This window comes from Streptococcus sp. sy004 (assembly GCF_007859205.1).
Taxonomy (GTDB): Bacteria; Bacillota; Bacilli; order Lactobacillales; family Streptococcaceae; genus Streptococcus.
This window is the reverse complement of sequence record NZ_VOHP01000001.1, coordinates 516,362-534,028: the sequence shown is the minus strand read 5'-3', so window position 1 is coordinate 534,028 and position 17,667 is coordinate 516,362. Positions and strand designations below refer to the sequence as shown.

Here is a 17,667-nt window from a genome sequence, read left to right as displayed (position 1 = left end):
CAAGCACAGATGAAAACGGCAATGTGGTTTACACTTACCGTAAAGTTGTGAAAACAACAACCTCATTCGTAGACGGCGATGGTAACCCAATCCTTCCTAATGAAGAAGGTAATGTGCCATCTAAGGATATCTCAGGCTATGAGCTAGTAGGTTCAAGCACGGATGAAAACGGCAATGTGGTTTACACTTACCGTAAAGTTGTGAAAACAACAACCTCATTCGTAGACGGCGATGGTAACCCAATCCTTCCTAATGAAGAAGGTAATGTGCCATCTAAGGACATTCCAGATTACGAGATTGTCTCAAGTACAACAGATGAGAATGGTAACCCAGTCCATACTTATCGTAAGGTTGTGAAGGAGGATGAACCAAGTGTTATGACACCACATTCTCCAAAAACACCAAATCCAACTAAATCAGCTGAGGCGAAGCCAGCACCAGTAACTAAGACAACAAACAAACTAGAAGTTCTTCCAAATACAGGAACGGAAAACACAGCAACAGCGTCAGCTCTTGGTGTGGGTATGATTTTGACTGCTCTTGGTCTTGCAGGCAAACGTCGTCGTAAAGAGGATTAATTAGACTAATTAATCAGATTTAGACAAAGATAAAAACTCTTGATTTTTCAAGAGTTTTTTCTTTATATTGAAATGATGTCATGGTTGTAGTTGGGTTAGTAGTATTTCAGCACTTGTGGTAGGAAGAATACGGATGCGATTGAGGGTGAGTAGTCCATTAGCCAAACTAGCGATTCCTTCGTTAGTGGTTAGACCAAGCTGATAAGATTGATTAACTAAGGTGAGCAAGTCATCAGAATAGCGACCAGCAGGGTAGGCAAGCGTCATGGTATTTTGGTTTAATGCTTGATCTAAAAAATCTTTAGAGTTAGTTAGTTCCTGTGTTTGAATGCTACTGTCAGCATATTCTAAATCAGGATGGCTGGCACTATGACTTTGAAAGGAAATGCCTTTAGCTTTCATTTCTTGCATTTGTTCTACACTGAGATTAGCTGCCCGTTGTTCTTCTGTATAGGATGTAATCACATTATTTGTTGCCTTGACACCATATTTTTCTAAAATAGGAAAAGCAATGGTATAAAAGTCAATCAGGCTATCATCAAAAGTCAGCCAAACCACTTTTTCTTGGGGTACTTGATTTTTGGTGAGGGCTTGGTAGGCTTCTTCAGGACTGAGGAAATAATAACCAGCCTCAATCATGGCTTTAATTTGTTCTTCAAAAATAGTTGGATCTAAGATGAGATTGGCATTATTTTCTTCTTCGGGAGCCATTACATGAATGGCGTGATACATTAAAATAGGAATTTGAACGGGGTCGTCTTTTGTGACCCAAGTGACCGTATCACTGTTTTCTGATTCTTTTACTTTTTCTTCTTGAATAGTGGGTGTTATTGATTGAAGAGTCGTATGACTTGATTTATCAAACCAATACCAAGCTATTAAGCTTAAGATAAGAAAAATAGCAAGTAGTAAAACAATATTGACAATAGTCAAAATCCGTTTGGTTCGTCGGTTTCGGTAGGGCATGGAAATCTCCTCTAGTTTTTCTTTATTATAGCATATTCTTGTCGCTTGAGTATTTCTATGCTATAATAGAACAGCTAACGGGAGCTCAGAAAGAGCAATTAGATTAGGCTTAGAAAGTGTTCTATGCCTTTTTAAGTATATGGAGGAAAAATGAGATTAATTTGGTCTTATTTAAAGCACTATCCCAAATGGCTTATCTTGGATTTTATTGGTGCTTTATTGTTTATTGTGTCGATTTTAGGTCTGCCAACGGTCCTGGCGAAGATGATTGATGAGGCGATTACGGTTAATCGTTTGGACCAGCTTTATTTTTGGGCTTGGATAATGTTTGCCTTAGTTCTTCTTGGCATTTTGGGGCGCGTGATGTTGATTTATGCTTCAGGAAAATTGACCACGACAATGATTAAGGACATGAGAAATGATATGTATGCGAAACTACAAACCTATTCTCATGCAGAATATGAAAAAATCGGTGTGTCCTCTCTAGTGACTAGAATGACAAGCGACGCTTATGTCTTGATGCAGTTTGCTGAACAAAGTCTAAGGGTTGGAGCGATTACCCCAATGATGATGGTATCTAGTATTGTCATGGTACTCTTGACCAGTCCTTCTCTAGCTTGGACAGTCGCGGTTTCCCTTCCATTTTTAGCTTGGGCAGTTTGGTATGTGGCGGTTAAGACGGCACCCTTATCTGAAAAGCAACAGGCAACCTTGGATAAAATCAACCAGTATGCTCGAGAAAACTTAACAGGTCTTAGGGTTATTAGAGCCTTTGCTCGTGAAGAGTTTCAAGAACAACGTTTTGACAAAGAAAATGACGCCTATCGACAAACGGCTAGTCAAGTTTTTAAGTTGACTGCCCTAACGGAAGTCTTTTTTGTTCAAATCATTATCGCCTTGATTATTGCGATTATTTGGTTTGCCTTGAAACCACTTGGTTTAGGACAATTACAGATTGGTGACTTAGTAGCTTTTATCGAATATAGTTTTCATGCACTCTTTTCTTTCTTGATGTTTTCAAATCTCTTTACCATGTATCCTAAGACTGCTGTGTCCAGTCATCGGATTAAGGATGTTTTAGACATGCCAATTTCCATTAGTTTGAACGAGGATGGTGTTACTGAGACATCAACACGAGGTTATCTTGAATTTGACAATGTTACTTTTGCCTATCCAGGTGAAACAGAGAGTCCTGTCTTACATGATATTAGTTTTAAGACAGAGCCAGGTCAAACTATTGCTTTTATTGGTTCAACAGGCTCAGGGAAGTCGTCTTTGGTTAATTTGATTCCTCGCTTTTTTGATGTGACCTTAGGACGAATTCTAGTTGATGGGGTTGACGTGCGTCAATATAATCTCAAGGCCTTGCGTGCTAAGATTGGTTTTATTCCTCAAAAAGCCTTGCTTTTCACAGGAACCATTGAAGAAAACTTGAAGTATGGTAAGGAAAATGCCACGGTAAAAGAGCTAGACCAGGCGACCGATGTTGCTCAAGCCAGTGAATTTATTGCTAGCCGTGAAACAGGCTATGCCACGCATTTGGCAGAAGGAGGAAGCAATCTATCCGGTGGGCAAAAACAACGTCTGTCTATTGCTCGTGCAGTTGTGAAAAAACCTGATATTTATATTTTTGATGATTCTTTTTCTGCCTTGGATTATAAGACGGATGCGGAACTTCGTCGTCGTTTGAAGGAAGTGACCAAGGAAGCGACTGTTCTTATTATTGCTCAACGTGTTGGGACTATTATGGATGCAGATCAAATCATTGTTTTGGATAAAGGAAAAATCGTTGGCCGAGGCAAGCACGAAGAATTGGTGGCATCGAATGACATTTATCGTGAAATTGCCAACTCGCAACTGAACAATCAGAGTTTAACAGAAGAATAGGAGATAAGATGCGCCAAGAAAATGTTTTTATTCGAATTTGGGGTTACTTAAAAGCCTATCAAGGGCAACTCTACCTAGCTATTTTTCTAAAGATTATAAGTGTTGTCATGAGTGTCTTAGAGCCGTTTATTTTGGGTTTAATTATCACAGAATTGACCAGTAACTTACTTGCCATGGCCAAAGGCGTAGCGGGTGCCAACATCAATGTCAGCTATGTTGCTTGGGTGCTACTTGTCTATGGTATCAGAGCCTTGTTGTATAGTGCAGGGTCTTATGGTGCCAACTATTACATGACCAATGTAGTTCAGGCCAGTACGCGTGACTTACGTCGAGATTTGAGTCAAAAAATCAATACCCTGCCAGTTTCTTATTTTGATAAACACCAGTTTGGCGATTTGTTGGGACGCTTTACCAGTGACGTTGAAGCAACTTCAAATGCTCTACAACAGAGTTTTCTTCAAGTCATCAATGCTATTTTTACACTGCTTATGGTCATGGGGATGGTCTTTTATCTCAATGTTCAATTAGCCCTAGTGGTCTTGATTAGTATTCCTATTACTTATTTTAGTGCTAGTTTTATTCTTAAAAAATCTCAACCTTACTTTAAGGAGCAAGCTGATACCTTGGGTGAGATGAATGGTTTTGTTCAAGAAAATCTGACAGGTTTTAACATCATCAAACTCTATGGTCGTGAAGACAGTTCCCAAGAAGAATTTCGCCGTATCACAGAAAAACTACAAAGGGTTGGGTTCAAGGCTAGTTTTATGTCAGGTGTCATGATGCCAGTTCTTAATGGCTTATCTGATCTGTTGTATCTAGTCCTAGCATTTTTAGGTGGTTTACAAGTTATCGCAGGTAAATTGAGTATCGGTAACATGCAGGCTTTTGTTCAGTACATTTGGCAGATTAGTCAGCCCATTCAAACCTTAACGCAGCTAGCTTCAACCTTACAGAGTGCCAAGTCCTCTTTGGAGAGAATTTTCCAAGTTCTAGACGAGGCTGATGAAGTTAATGGTGAGCAAGTCAGCTTGACAAATGCCCTAACTGGTCAAGTGAGTTTTGAAGGGGTTCATTTTCAATATAGTGAGGATCGTCCTTTGATTCGTGACTTTAATCTGGATGTCAAACCAGGTGAAATGGTGGCTATCGTTGGTCCTACAGGAGCTGGTAAGACGACCTTGATTAACTTGTTAATGCGCTTTTATGATGTGACAGCAGGGGCGATTAAGGTAGATGGTCAAGACATTCGTCACCTATCTCGTCAAGCCTATCGTCAACAATTTGGCATGGTTTTACAAGACGCTTGGCTCTATGAGGGGAGTATCAAGGATAACCTACGCTTTGCCCGTCTTGATGCTACGGATGAAGAAATCGTGAACGCTGCTAAAACTGCCAATGTGGATCATTTTATCCGTACCTTGCCAAATGGTTATAATATGGAAATGAATCAAGAATCAAGTAATATCTCACTTGGTCAGAAACAGTTATTGACCATTGCACGTGCCTTGTTGGCCGATCCTAAGATTTTGATTTTGGATGAAGCGACCTCATCTGTTGATACTCGCTTGGAACTCCTGATTCAGCGTGCGATGAAACGCTTGATGGAAGGTCGTACTAGTTTTGTCATTGCTCATCGTCTATCAACCATTCAAGAAGCGGATAAGATTCTGGTCTTAAAAGATGGGCAGATTATCGAGCAGGGTAACCATGAGAGTCTTTTGGCAGACAAAGGATTTTATTATGATCTTTACATGAGTCAATTTAATCAAGAGAAGAAGGAGGAAAATCCACTTGCCACATAAAAAAGTAGAATTTACTGAACTTTTTTTTGACTTGGTATTTGTCTATGCCTTATCAAAAAGTACTAATTTGATCCATCATTTAGAAGGTGGTGTGATTAGTTTGGGAAGTTTTCTAACATTTCTTTGGGCTATGATTATTTTAATCAATACCTGGATACATCAAACGTTATTTACCAATCGTTATGGTCAAAATTCGTTGAAGAATTTGTTTATTATGTTGATTAACATGGGGATTCTACTCCTAATTTCCAATTCTTTTACAACGGATTGGGAAAGCAATTTTGTGCCGTTTTCTTTAATGGTGGGTACCTTGTCTATAAGTCTGTTTATCCAATATTTTTTAGAATATCGGCATGCAGACAAGGCCAATCAAGAAGTGATTACTGTGTTTTTGAAAACACTAGGGCTTCGTATCGTCTTTGTCTTTGTCGGTGTCTTATTGCCTTATGAGATTGGTATCAATATCTATTCAATCGGCATGATAATCAGTATCATTTTCCCCTTATTTTATAGGAAGCAGGCGGCAGCGGTTCCAGTCAACTTTCCTCATCTGGTTGAGCGATTATCTTTAATTGTCATTATTGCCCTAGGTGAGATGATTATTTCAGGAGCAGCTCCTTTCATGACAAAAGAACACTTGTCTTGGTCTGCTATTTTGAATTTTGCGATTATCGGAATGATTTTCCTTTATTATTTTGGAGAAATGGACCTTGCTGTTGATGAATCTAGAGAAACCTTAGGCATGAAGATGGTTTATTTGCATTATCCTATTATCATGAGTATTGGTCTGATAACAGTATCTCTTAGTTTTTTAGCAGAAAAAGCTGCCAATCCTTATTTTGTCTTTGTCTTGTTTTATCTAGGCTTAGCTAGTTTTTATGGTTCGATGTTATGTTTGGGACATTATAATAAACCACATTTACAGTTTTCTTCTGCTTACGTCTTAAAAAGTGTCTTGATTTTTCTTACTTCAGCTGGGATAAGTTTATGGTTTATACATGATTCTTTAATCGTTTTATTAAGTGTTTTTCTGATGGGACTGGCCTTAGTTCAGCTTTTTATGACTTTTTATCAATCGCAAGAAAAGCGGAATAAAATGCTTTCACTTGAAAAATAGAACTAATTAGTAGATAATAGCTATAGGAGGAAGATGATGAAATTATTACATACTTGTATTCGAGTGAAAAACTTGGAAGAATCAATCGCTTTTTACACGAAGGCTTTTCCATTCAAAGAAGACCGTCGTAAAGACTTTCCTGACCATAAATTTACTTTGGCTTTTCTTAAAACAGAAGGGGAAGATTTTGAATTAGAATTGACCTATAATTATGATCATCCAGGTTATGATTTGGGTAATGGCTATGGTCATTTGGCTGTCGGTGTTGAGGATCTTGAGGCGACTCACCAGGCACATCAAGAAGCAGGCTATGAAGTAACAGACCTCAAAGGTTTGCCAGGTCAAGCACCACACTATTATTTTGTGGTTGATCCAGATGGTTATAAAGTAGAAGTGATTCGTTTAGCTAATCATTAAACTGTTCACCCTAGATTGTAAGCTAGGGTGGTTTTTTATAATAAAATTAGTGTTGACAAAGTGAAGTAGGGATTTTAGAATAGATAATAAACGAAAAGGGGACAAAGATGACAGAAACAAAAGAAGAACTTAGAAAACGCCTTGGAGATTTAGCCTATGAAGTGACCCAGTATGCTGCCACGGAACCTGCTTTTACTGGTCAATATGATCAGTTTTTTGATAAGGGAATCTACGTTGATGTGGTTAGTGGAGAGCCCTTGTTTTCATCTTTAGATAAGTACAATTCAGGCTGTGGTTGGCCTGCCTTTACCAAGCCCATTCATAATCGTCTAGTGACCAATCATGAAGATTTATCTTATAATATGCGACGCATTGAAGTGAAAAGTCGTAAGGCCCAGTCCCACCTTGGTCATGTCTTTAATGATGGTCCAATTAGTGAAGGGGGCTTGCGTTACTGTATCAATTCAGCAGCGTTAAAATTTATTCCCTATGATCAGTTAGAAGAAGCTGGTTATGGTGACTATAAGCCTTTATTTGATGGGAAGGCGTAAAAATGGCCAATATCATTGATTACCTAGTCCAGTATGGTCAAGTGTCTTTTGAAGAAGCTTCTTATAATCAAGTTGATATTTTAATCTTAAATGAATTGGCCTACCTACCCTTGGCTGAAACCATTGATTTATCAGGTGGGCAATTACTGGTTGATTTAGCCTAGCTGTTCTTGATTTGCCAACTGATTTTCATGTGAAAAAGATTTGAGAAAGAATATAGAAGGGTTGACTATGACTAAGATGACTTATGACCAAGCAGTAGCTTGGATTCATGACCAATTAAAATTTGGTATGAAACCAGGTATTAAACGAATGACTTGGCTTTTGGAGCAATTTGACAATCCACAAAAAGAGCTGAAAGCTGTCCATGTAGTAGGAACGAACGGTAAAGGCTCAACTGTTAATTACCTACAAGAAATATTTAGTCAGGCAGGCTATCAGGTTGGGACCTTTACTTCACCTTATTTGATGGACTTTCGTGAACGAATTAGCTTAAATGGTCAAATGATATCGAAAAAAGACCTCTTATTTATGGTGGATTTAGTCAAGCCAATTGTTGAGCGTCTGCCTAAAGAAACATCTCTGGGAACTGCAACGGAATTTGAAATCATCACGCTAATCATGATTCTTTATTTTAGTCGTTATCAAATCGTAGATATTGCGATTATCGAGGCAGGTCTAGGTGGTCGTTATGATTCAACCAATGTTTTTCAAGCCTTGGCTGTGGTTTGCCCGTCTATTGGATTAGATCATCAAGAGATTTTAGGTCAAACCTACGCTGATATTGCTGCTGAAAAAGCAGCTGTTTTGAAAAATGGCGAGCCTTTTATTTTTGCGACGGATAAGGAAGAAGTTAGGACGGTTTTTCAGACCTATGCTAAAAAAAGCCAAAGTCCGCTGTTTGAATTGGGCCTTGATTTTTCTTATGAGTTAAAAGGCAAAGAATTTGATTTTACTTCGGATCTAGCGACTCTTTCTAACCTATCGTTAAACATGCTAGGTCAACACCAAGTTGCCAATGCTAGTCTAGCACTGATGACGAGTCTGATTTTACAACAGTCTTATCCTAAGTTAAGCCTAGAAATCGTTCGTCAAGCCCTAGCACAAGCCAAATGGGCAGGACGTTTGGAAATGATTGAGGACAATCTAATGCTGGATGGTGCCCACAATCAAGAAAGTGTCGCTGCCTTGGTGACAGTCTTGAAAGAAACTTATGACCATCGTCCGATCCATATTCTCTTTGCTGCCATTGCCAATAAACCAGTCGAAAAGATGTTAGAGGCTTTGTCGATTTTTAACAGTCTGACAGTGACCAGTTTTGATTTTGATAAGGCCTTGCCCTTGTCTGCCTATCCCTCAACTTATACACAAGTGATGGATTTTAGAACTTGGTTGAATAGACATCAGTCAGATCCAGAAGCTCTTTATGTGGTGACAGGATCCTTGTATTTTATTTCTCAGGTTCGTAAGCTATTAGTCAAAGGGAAATAAAGTAGATTTTATTATCGTCAAGGGTCAGCTTTTTTGCTATAATGTAAGGAGGCTTTTGCCGATTTTATAGAACAGGTAACGTATAAGAAATGACAGAAATAATAACTAAAATAAAAACGGCTTTGGTAGGCTTAGATATTCGTTTTGATGAGCCATTGAAAAATTATACCTATACCAAGGTCGGTGGCCCAGCTGACTATCTGGTTTTTCCACGCAATAAGTCAGAATTGAAGAAGGTAGTTGCCTTTGCTAATCAAGAACAGATTCCTTGGCTCGTGTTGGGAAATGCCAGTAACTTAATTGTTCGTGATGGTGGGATTAGAGGTTTTGTCATTATGTTTGACCGTTTGAATACCATTACGGTTAATGGCTATACCCTAGAAGCAGAGGCAGGTGCTAAGTTAGTTGAAACCAGTAAGGTAGCTCTGCATCACAGTCTGACTGGTTTTGAATTTGCTTGTGGTATTCCAGGTAGTGTTGGTGGTGCCGTCTTTATGAATGCAGGAGCTTATGGTGGGGAGATTGCCCATGTCTTAGTATCTGCACAGATTATGACGCGTGATGGTGAAATTAAAACTCTGGACGCACGAGAGTTGCGTTTTGGTTATCGTAGCTCAGCGATTCAAGACAGCGGAGCAGTGGTGATTTCAGCTAAGTTTGCTCTCAAGCCAGGAGATCATCAGCAGATTGGTCAAGAAATGGCTCGTCTGAATCATTTGAGAGAACTCAAGCAGCCCCTAGAATATCCCTCTTGTGGTTCGGTATTCAAACGCCCACCTGGTCATTTTGCCGGTCAGTTGATTATGGAAGCAGGGCTTAAAGGTTATCGCATTGGTGGTGTGGAAGTGTCAACCAAGCATGCTGGTTTTATGGTCAATGTAGCTCAGGGAACAGCCAGTGATTATGAAGCCTTGATTGCCCATGTTATTCAAACTGTTGAAGCACAGACACAGGTAACCTTGGAACCAGAAGTTCGTATTATTGGTGAGAGTTTAGAGAAAAATTAGGAGATTTATGAGAATTGGCAAATCCAATTATTGAATTTAAACAGGTCACAAAGACCTTTGAGGACAGTGGGACAGTTGTCTTAAAAAATATTAACTTCGAGTTGGAAGAAGGTAAATTTTACACACTTTTAGGAGCGTCTGGATCTGGTAAATCAACCATTTTGAACTTGATTGCAGGTTTATTACAAGCAACGACAGGTGACATTTACTTGGATGGTAAGCGAATCAATGACGTGCCGATTAACCAACGAGATGTGCATACCGTTTTCCAAAATTACGCCCTCTTTCCTCACATGACGGTTTTTGAAAATGTCGCCTTTCCCTTGAAATTAAAAAAAGTGGATAAAGCTGAGATTGACCGTCGTGTTCAAGAAGCACTCCGAATGGTACGTTTGGAAGGCTATGCTAAACGACGTATTCAAAAATTGTCGGGTGGTCAGCGTCAGCGTGTCGCGATTGCGCGTGCCATTATCAATCAACCCAAGGTGGTCTTACTTGATGAGCCTTTGTCAGCCTTGGATTTGAAATTACGCACAGAAATGCAGTACGAACTGCGTGAATTGCAACAACGTTTAGGGATTACTTTTGTCTTTGTTACCCATGACCAAGAAGAAGCCCTAGCTATGAGTGACTGGATTTTTGTCATGAATGACGGTGAAATCGTCCAATCAGGAACCCCTGTAGATATTTATGATGAGCCAATCAATCATTTTGTAGCAACCTTTATTGGCGAGTCTAACATTTTAAATGGCACCATGATTGAAGATTATTTGGTGGAATTTAATGGCAAACGTTTTGAATCGGTTGATGGTGGTATGCGACCAAATGAGCCAGTTGAAGTGGTGATTCGTCCAGAAGACTTGCAAATTACCCTACCAGAAGAAGGCAAGTTGCAAGTTAAGGTGGATACCCAGCTCTTTCGTGGCGTTCACTATGAGATTATTGCTTATGATGATTTTGGCAATGAATGGATGATTCATTCGACGAGAAAGGCCATTGTTGGTGAGGTCATCGGTTTAGACTTTACGCCAGAAGACATTCACATCATGCGTCTAAATGAAACCGAAGAAGAGTTTGACGCACGGATTGAAGAATATGTGGAAGTTGAAGAAGTGGAGGACGGCTTGATTCATGCTATCGAGGAGGAACGTCATGAAGAAAACGACTAACCTCTTTTCTCTTCCTTACTTTCTTTGGCTACTACTATTTATCATTGCACCTGTTGCCTTGATTGTTTATCAATCCTTCTTTGATATGGAAGGCAGAGCCAGTCTAATCAATTATCAAACGTTTTTTAGTAGTTGGACTTATTTACGAATGAGTGCCAATTCTGTTATTTATGCAGGTATCATTACCCTAGTGACCCTCCTAATCAGCTATCCAACTGCCTTTTTTTTGGCTCAACTCAAGCACAAGCAACTGTGGCTGATGTTGGTGGTCTTACCCACTTGGATCAATCTCTTGCTCAAAGCCTATGCTTTCATGGGGATTTTCAGTCAACAAGGAGGAATCAATAGCTTTTTAACCTTAATTGGCATTGGCCCTCAGCAAATTCTCTTCACCGATTTTTCATTTATCTTTGTCGCCAGTTATATCGAGCTGCCCTTTATGATTTTACCAGTCTTTAACGCCCTAGATGATATTGATCAAAATGTCATCAATGCAAGTAAGGACTTAGGAGCAAACAGTTGGCAGACCTTTAGTCAGGTTATTTTTCCCCTTTCACTTAATGGGGTCAGAAGCGGTATTCAATCAGTTTTTATCCCTAGTCTTAGTCTGTTTATGCTAACGCGTTTGATTGGTGGAAATCGTGTGATTACCTTGGGAACAGCTATTGAGCAACATTTTCTAACCACTCAAAATAAGGGAATGGGAGCAACTATTGGAGTGATTCTGATTCTAGCCATGTTGGTGGTCATGTTGGTAACAAAGGAGAGAGAAAAATGAAAAAATTTGCCAATCTTTATTTGACTCTAATCTTTCTTATTTTGTATCTCCCTATTATTTATCTGATTATTTATTCATTCAATAGTGGTGGGGATATGAATGATTTCACAGGCTTTACCTGGGATAATTATGCGGCTCTTTTTGGCGATAAACGGTTGATGTTGATTTTAGTAGAGACCTTCTTTCTCGCCTTTTTATCCAGTCTCTTGGCAACTGTTGTCGGTACTTTTGGAGCTATCTATATTCATCAAGTCCATCAACGTTGGCGGACAGCATTATTGTCCTTGAACAATGTCTTGATTGTTGCCCCTGACGTGATGATTGGTGCGAGTTTTCTCATTCTCTTTAGTGTACTAGGATTTCAGCTAGGTATGGTTTCTGTTCTGTTAAGCCATGTGGCATTTTCGATTCCCATTGTGGTTTTGATGGTGTTGCCTCGCTTACAAGAGATGAACCATGACATGATCAATGCGGCTTATGATTTAGGTGCGACTCCAACTCAAATGTTGCGTGAAGTCATGTTGCCTTATTTAACACCAGGTATCATTGCAGGATATTTCATGGCATTTACTTATTCACTTGATGATTTTGCGGTGACCTTCTTTGTGACTGGAAATAGCTTTTCAACCTTGTCAGTTGAGATTTACTCACGGGCAAGAAAGGGGATTTCTTTAGAGATCAATGCCTTATCAACGGTTGTTTTTCTCTTTAGTATTCTTTTGGTGATAGGTTATTATTTGATTTCACAAGATAAGGAGGGAGAACATGCGTAAACTCTATTCCTTTATGCTCGGTTTGACTACCATCTGTCTATTATTATTTGCAACGGCATTTGTCATGAAAAAAGAAGATGGTGGTGCTGGCGACAAGCTAGTTATTTATAATTGGGGAGATTATATCGACCCAGATCTTTTGGAGAAATTTACCACAGAAACAGGCATCAAAGTACAATACGAAACCTTTGACTCTAATGAAGCCATGTACACCAAGCTGAAACAAGGTGGCACAACCTATGACATACTTGTCCCCAGTGATTACATGATTGATAAGATGATTAAGGAACAATTGTTGGTCAAGTTGGATAAATCTCGGTTAACAGGTTTATCTAATATCAGTCCTCAATTTCTTGGCAAGTCCTTTGACCCTAATAATGATTATTCCATCCCTTATTTTTGGGGAACCGTTGGCATTGTCTATAATGAAAAAATGATTGATAAAGCCCCTGCTCACTGGTCAGATTTGTGGAATGAGGCTTATCGCAATCAGATATTGTTGGTTGACGGTGCTAGAGAAGTGATGGGCTTTGGCTTAAATAGTCTAGGGTATAGTCTAAATAGTATCGAGATGGATCAACTGAAAGCAGCAGAGCAACAGCTAACTCAGTTAACTCCAAATGTCAAAGCCATTGTCGGCGACGAATTAAAAAAATATATGATTCAAGGCGATGCGGCCATTGGTGTGACCTTCTCAGGTGAGGCGAGTGAAATGCTGTCTGAAAATCCAGATCTTCGCTACGTTGTACCAAGTGAAGGCTCTAACCTTTGGTTTGATAATATTGTCATTCCTAGAACGGTTAAGCATGAAAAAGAGGCTTATGCCTTTATCAACTTTATGCTAAGACCTGAAAATGCAGCACAAAATGCAGAATATATCGGCTATGCCACCCCAAATAGTAAGGCAAAGGAGCTATTGCCAGAAGAGATAACCAGTGATTTGGCCTTCTATCCAAGTCAAGAAACCATGGAAAATCTCGAAGTTTACAATAACCTTGGTCAATACTGGCTAGGGATTTACAATGATTTGTACCTACAAGTTAAAATGTATCGAAAATAAAAGTGACCTACTAGTAGGTCACTTTTTCTTGATAAAAGATTGGGAGAAGGCAACAAATTTTACTTTTTTTGTTACAATGAAAGTATGAATCAATTGATTAAAGATAAACTAGACTTATTACCCAATCAACCGGGTTGCTATTTACATAAGGATAAAGCAGGCACAATTATCTATGTCGGCAAGGCTAAGAATTTGAAAAATCGTGTCCGTTCTTATTTTCGCGGAAGTCATGACACGAAAACGGAACTTTTGGTATCAGAAATTGTTGATTTTGAGTATATTGTAACAGGTTCTAACATTGAAGCGCTCCTTCTTGAAATTAACCTAATTCAAGAACATCAACCCAAATTCAACATTAAGTTAAAAGACGACAAATCCTATCCCTTTATTAAGATTACTAAGGAAAATTACCCTCGCTTGTTAATCACGCGTCAGGTGAAAAAAGATGATGGGCTTTATTTTGGTCCTTATCCAGATAGCACAGCAGCTAATGACATTAAAAAGTTACTAGACCGTATTTTTCCCTTTAAGAAGTGTAAAAATCCTGCCAATAAGATTTGTTTCTATTATCATTTGGGACAATGCTCAGCTCATACCATTTGTCAGACGGATAAGGCTTATTATGATGCTATGATTGATGATGTGCGTCGTTTTTTGAATGGTCATGATGATAAAATTGTTAATCAGTTGAAAGACAAGATGCAAAAAGCAGCGGCAGAGATGGCTTTTGAGCAAGCCGCTGAATACCGTGATTTAATTTCAGCCGTAGCCACCTTAAGAACCAAACAACGAGTGATGCACCAAGACATGATGGATCGCGATATTTTTGGTTATGCGGTTAAGAATGGTTGGATGTGTGTTCAGGTCTTCTTTGTTCGCCAGGGGAAGTTGATCCAACGTGATGTCAATCTTTTTCCTTATTATAATGAAGCAGAAGAAGATTTCTTGACCTATCTTGGTCAATTCTACCAAGCTCAGCAACATATGCCACCTCAAGAAATTTTTATTCCAGCAGCTATTGATGCCGACCTAGTGGCTGCCTTAGTCAACAGTAAGATCATCACACCTCAAAAAGGTGAGAAAAAGCAACTGGTTAACTTGGCTACTAAAAATGCTCAGATTAGCCTTCAACAAAAATTCGACTTGCTAGAAAAAGACTATCAAAAAAGCCAGGGGGCGATTACTAATCTCGGTGAGTTGCTAGGCATTGCTCCCCCTAGACGAATTGAAGCCTTTGATAATTCTAATATTATGGGAACCAGTCCTGTTTCTGCCATGGTTGTTTTTGTGGATGGGAAGCCTAGTAAGAAAGATTATCGCAAATATCGGATAAAAACAGTCTTGGGGCCTGATGATTATGCCAGTATGCGAGAAGTGCTGCGTCGTCGCTATGGTCGTCTAAAGCGAGAAGGTTTAACGCCACCTGATTTGATTCTCATCGATGGTGGTGTTGGACAGGTCAATATTGCCAAGTCAGTTATCTATGAAGAGCTGGGATTAGCCATTCCCATTGCTGGCTTGCAAAAAAATGACAAGCATGAAACACAGGATTTACTTTTTGGCAATCCCTTGGTAGTGGTTGATTTGCCCCGTCAATCTCAAGAATTTTTCTTACTGCATCGTATTCAAGAAGAGGTGCACCGCTTTGCCATTACTTTTCATCGACAAGTACGCTCAAAAAATGCCTTTTCTTCTCAACTGGACGATATTTCGGGTCTAGGACCTAAGCGTAAACAAGTCTTGCTCAAAACCTTTAAGAATATAACTGCTATCAAGCAAGCCAGTTTAGAAGACATCGTGGCCCTTGGCTTGCCTCAAAAGGTTGCTATCGCATTGAAAGAAAAATTAGAGCAGACCAATCAAGATTAAAACTGTCTTATGGCTTAAAAAGTTTGAAAATGTCCTGATACCGTGACTTAAACTGACTGTTTTTTCGCCAAATAAAAGTAAAATCATGGCTAATGGTCAAATTTTGTATAGGAATGATGATCAACTCTCCCTTGTCTAACTCCTGTTGAACCACACTCTGATAGACAAAAGTAATCCCTAATTGATGCTTAACTAAAGTTTTGATAATATTGAGGTTACCAATTTCAGTAACTTTCTGAAAATCATGGATGGATAAGTTTGCCTCTTTGAGTGTTAATTCCAATAATTCACGAGTACCAGATCCTTGTTCACGAATGATCAGAGGATAGGCAAGCAGACTTTCTAGAGTGACGGCTTTTTGACTAAGAATCAAATCAGGTGCAGCCACTGCGACAAAAGGTTCTTTACGATAAGAAAGCGCATCGTATTTTTCCTTAGAGAAGAATCCTTCAATCAAAGCAAAGTCAATCAAGCCTTGGTCGATAGATTTTAAGAGTGTTTCAGTATTATCCACTAACATCTTGACTTGGAGAGCCTTATTTTTAGCTAGTAAATTTAACAAAACATCAGTTAGAACAAACTCTCCAATGGTCAGGGTGGCACCGAAATTCAGTGGAATATTTTTTTGACTTTGTCTATTTTTGAAGTGCTTTAAGTCATTATTCATAGTAACGATCAACTCAAGCAAGGCCTTACCATCCTGCGTCAGTTGGCATTGTTTTCCCTTAAAATGAAAGAGTTTCATTTGATATTCTAACTCTAACATCTGAATGTGTTTAGTGACCGCAGGTTGAGTAATATGTAATTCCTTTGCTGCCTGTGTGAAATTTAAGGTTTCACAAACCTTCAAAAAGGTAAATACCCGAAAATCTAGCATGTTTTTCTCCTTAATTATTCTTATATATTATATTATCATAAAAAATCATAATTTTACATTATCGTTCAGAAAGTATATACTAAGATTAAGTAAAGGAGTTTTATATGTTAACGATAAAGAATAAATTTTTTGGTGTGTTGCTTTGCTTGGTAATTGCGATACCAGCTTGGTTTTTAGGTAAATGGATGCCAATTATTGGTGCACCAGTTTTTGCTATTTTCATCGGTATGCTAATTGGTATGGTGCATCTCAACCGTGATCAGACCGGTAGTGGCATTGCATTTACGTCAAAATACATTTTACAAGTTGCCGTGGTCTTACTTGGTTTTGGACTTAACCTTTCTCAAGTAATGAAAGTTGGTTTATCTTCCCTACCTATTATCATTAGCACGATTACCATTGCCCTTTTAGTGGCTTATATTTTGCAAAAAGCGTTGAAAATGGATGTCAATACGGCGACACTAGTCGGTGTTGGTTCATCAATTTGTGGTGGTTCTGCCATTGCAGCAACTGCACCAGCTATTGATGCTAAAGATGATGAAGTTGCCAAAGCGATTTCAGTTATTTTCTTGTTTAATATCTTGGCAGCCTTAATCTTTCCAACTTTGGGAGATATGATCGGTTTATCTAATGAAGGTTTTGCCATTTTCTCTGGAACAGCTGTTAATGATACGTCTTCAGTAACGGCAACGGCAACATCTTGGGATGCTATTCATCAAAGTAATACGTTAGAAGGGGCAACCATTGTTAAGTTGACTCGTACCCTAGCTATTATTCCAATTACTTTCGGCTTATCCTTCTATCGAGCTTACAAAGCTTCAAAAGAAGGGGACGTATCTGAACAAAACTTTAGTTTGAAACAAGCCTTTCCTACCTTTATCCTTTATTTCCTACTGGCGTCAGTTGTAACCACACTAGCTAGTGCCATCGGTCTGGATATGGCAGTTTTTGAACAATTTAAGTTCTTATCTAAATTCTTCATTGTTATGGCCATGGCAGCGATTGGTCTAAATACTAATATCGTTAAGCTAGTTAAAACAGGTGGTCAAGCTATTGGTGTCGGTACGGCTTGTTGGATAGCTGTTACAGCAGTTAGCCTTCTTATGCAGGCAGTACTTGGTTTTTGGTAATTTTCTCATTTTGATAGCGTGTGAGATGAGTAAGTTTTATAAGCTGAGCAAGAATCTTGCTCAGCTTATTATTTTATACAATTTTGGTAATTATAAAGAGTTAATTGATAAAAATTAATTTAATACTTGACAGATAGGGGGGGGGGGTGGTATATTATATAGTGAGTGTATTGTATACACAAAAATTATAAAAAG

At 38.8% G+C, this 17,667-nt stretch carries 17 protein-coding genes; 15 read left to right on the top strand and 2 right to left on the bottom strand.

Annotated elements, in window-relative coordinates; genetic code table 11:
* Positions 1-578, top strand: a 578-nt coding sequence (locus tag FRX54_RS02650) for an LPXTG cell wall anchor domain-containing protein (RefSeq protein ID WP_146460729.1), incomplete at its 5' end; no start/stop codon positions are given.
* A 78-nt stretch (positions 579-656) separates the two neighbouring features.
* On the opposite strand, the gene FRX54_RS02645 is transcribed toward FRX54_RS02650, so the two are convergent.
* On the bottom strand, positions 657-1,544 hold the full coding sequence (locus tag FRX54_RS02645; RefSeq protein WP_146460727.1) for a polysaccharide deacetylase family protein: 888 nt from the start codon (positions 1,542-1,544) through the stop codon (positions 657-659).
* A gap of 150 nt (positions 1,545-1,694) precedes the next feature.
* Between FRX54_RS02645 and FRX54_RS02640 the strand changes: the two genes are divergently transcribed.
* From FRX54_RS02640 to uvrC, 13 genes are all read left to right on the top strand, one after another.
* Positions 1,695-3,431, top strand: coding sequence for an ABC transporter ATP-binding protein (locus FRX54_RS02640; RefSeq protein ID WP_146460725.1), 1,737 nt, complete (start codon positions 1,695-1,697; stop codon positions 3,429-3,431).
* Positions 3,432-3,439: 8 nt separating this feature from the next.
* A complete protein-coding gene (locus tag FRX54_RS02635) occupies positions 3,440-5,233 on the top strand; it encodes an ABC transporter ATP-binding protein (RefSeq protein ID WP_146460723.1) in 1,794 nt (597 codons plus the stop codon).
* Positions 5,223-6,350, top strand: a complete 1,128-nt coding sequence (locus FRX54_RS02630) for a low temperature requirement protein A (RefSeq protein ID WP_186652432.1) — start codon at positions 5,223-5,225, stop codon at positions 6,348-6,350. The genes FRX54_RS02635 and FRX54_RS02630 overlap by 11 nt, the downstream gene beginning before the upstream one ends.
* A gap of 36 nt (positions 6,351-6,386) precedes the next feature.
* Positions 6,387-6,767: a VOC family protein gene (locus FRX54_RS02625; RefSeq protein WP_146460719.1), complete on the top strand. Its 381-nt coding sequence runs from the start codon at positions 6,387-6,389 to the stop codon at positions 6,765-6,767.
* A gap of 107 nt (positions 6,768-6,874) precedes the next feature.
* Entirely contained in the window at positions 6,875-7,318 is a 444-nt protein-coding gene (msrB, locus tag FRX54_RS02620; protein WP_146460717.1) for a peptide-methionine (R)-S-oxide reductase MsrB, read from the top strand.
* 2 nt (positions 7,319-7,320) lie between these two features.
* Positions 7,321-7,482 carry a hypothetical protein gene (locus FRX54_RS06325; RefSeq protein ID WP_186652430.1) on the top strand — a complete coding sequence of 54 codons (162 nt, stop codon included), beginning with the start codon at positions 7,321-7,323 and terminating at the stop codon, positions 7,480-7,482.
* A gap of 76 nt (positions 7,483-7,558) precedes the next feature.
* Positions 7,559-8,809 (top strand): folylpolyglutamate synthase/dihydrofolate synthase family protein, encoded by a 1,251-nt coding sequence (locus FRX54_RS02615; RefSeq protein ID WP_146460783.1) that lies wholly within the window; start codon positions 7,559-7,561, stop codon positions 8,807-8,809.
* Positions 8,810-8,898: 89 nt separating this feature from the next.
* The gene (gene murB / locus FRX54_RS02610; RefSeq protein WP_398586659.1) at positions 8,899-9,816 is read left to right on the top strand and encodes a UDP-N-acetylmuramate dehydrogenase; all 918 of its coding nucleotides are present in this window, start codon (positions 8,899-8,901) and stop codon (positions 9,814-9,816) included.
* A 14-nt stretch (positions 9,817-9,830) separates the two neighbouring features.
* Complete coding sequence (locus tag FRX54_RS02605; RefSeq protein WP_146460715.1) at positions 9,831-10,985, top strand: ABC transporter ATP-binding protein; 1,155 nt, start codon at positions 9,831-9,833, stop codon at positions 10,983-10,985.
* Positions 10,969-11,763, top strand: a complete 795-nt coding sequence (locus tag FRX54_RS02600) for an ABC transporter permease (protein WP_146460713.1) — start codon at positions 10,969-10,971, stop codon at positions 11,761-11,763. The genes FRX54_RS02605 and FRX54_RS02600 overlap by 17 nt, the downstream gene beginning before the upstream one ends.
* On the top strand, positions 11,760-12,536 hold the full coding sequence (locus FRX54_RS02595) for an ABC transporter permease (protein ID WP_146460711.1): 777 nt from the start codon (positions 11,760-11,762) through the stop codon (positions 12,534-12,536). Before FRX54_RS02600 ends, FRX54_RS02595 begins: the two co-directional genes overlap by 4 nt.
* The gene (locus FRX54_RS02590; RefSeq protein ID WP_146460709.1) at positions 12,529-13,596 is read left to right on the top strand and encodes a PotD/PotF family extracellular solute-binding protein; all 1,068 of its coding nucleotides are present in this window, start codon (positions 12,529-12,531) and stop codon (positions 13,594-13,596) included. The genes FRX54_RS02595 and FRX54_RS02590 overlap by 8 nt, the downstream gene beginning before the upstream one ends.
* Before the next feature lie 84 nt (positions 13,597-13,680).
* Positions 13,681-15,465, top strand: a complete 1,785-nt coding sequence (gene uvrC / locus FRX54_RS02585) for an excinuclease ABC subunit UvrC (protein WP_146460707.1) — start codon at positions 13,681-13,683, stop codon at positions 15,463-15,465.
* A 7-nt stretch (positions 15,466-15,472) separates the two neighbouring features.
* Here uvrC and FRX54_RS02580 read toward each other — a convergent pair whose 3' ends face one another.
* The gene (locus FRX54_RS02580; protein ID WP_146460705.1) at positions 15,473-16,342 is read right to left on the bottom strand and encodes a LysR family transcriptional regulator; all 870 of its coding nucleotides are present in this window, start codon (positions 16,340-16,342) and stop codon (positions 15,473-15,475) included.
* A gap of 104 nt (positions 16,343-16,446) precedes the next feature.
* On the opposite strand from FRX54_RS02580, the gene FRX54_RS02575 reads away from it, so the two are divergent.
* On the top strand, positions 16,447-17,472 hold the full coding sequence (locus tag FRX54_RS02575) for a YeiH family protein (RefSeq protein ID WP_146460703.1): 1,026 nt from the start codon (positions 16,447-16,449) through the stop codon (positions 17,470-17,472).
* Positions 17,473-17,667: the final 195 nt, after the last annotated feature.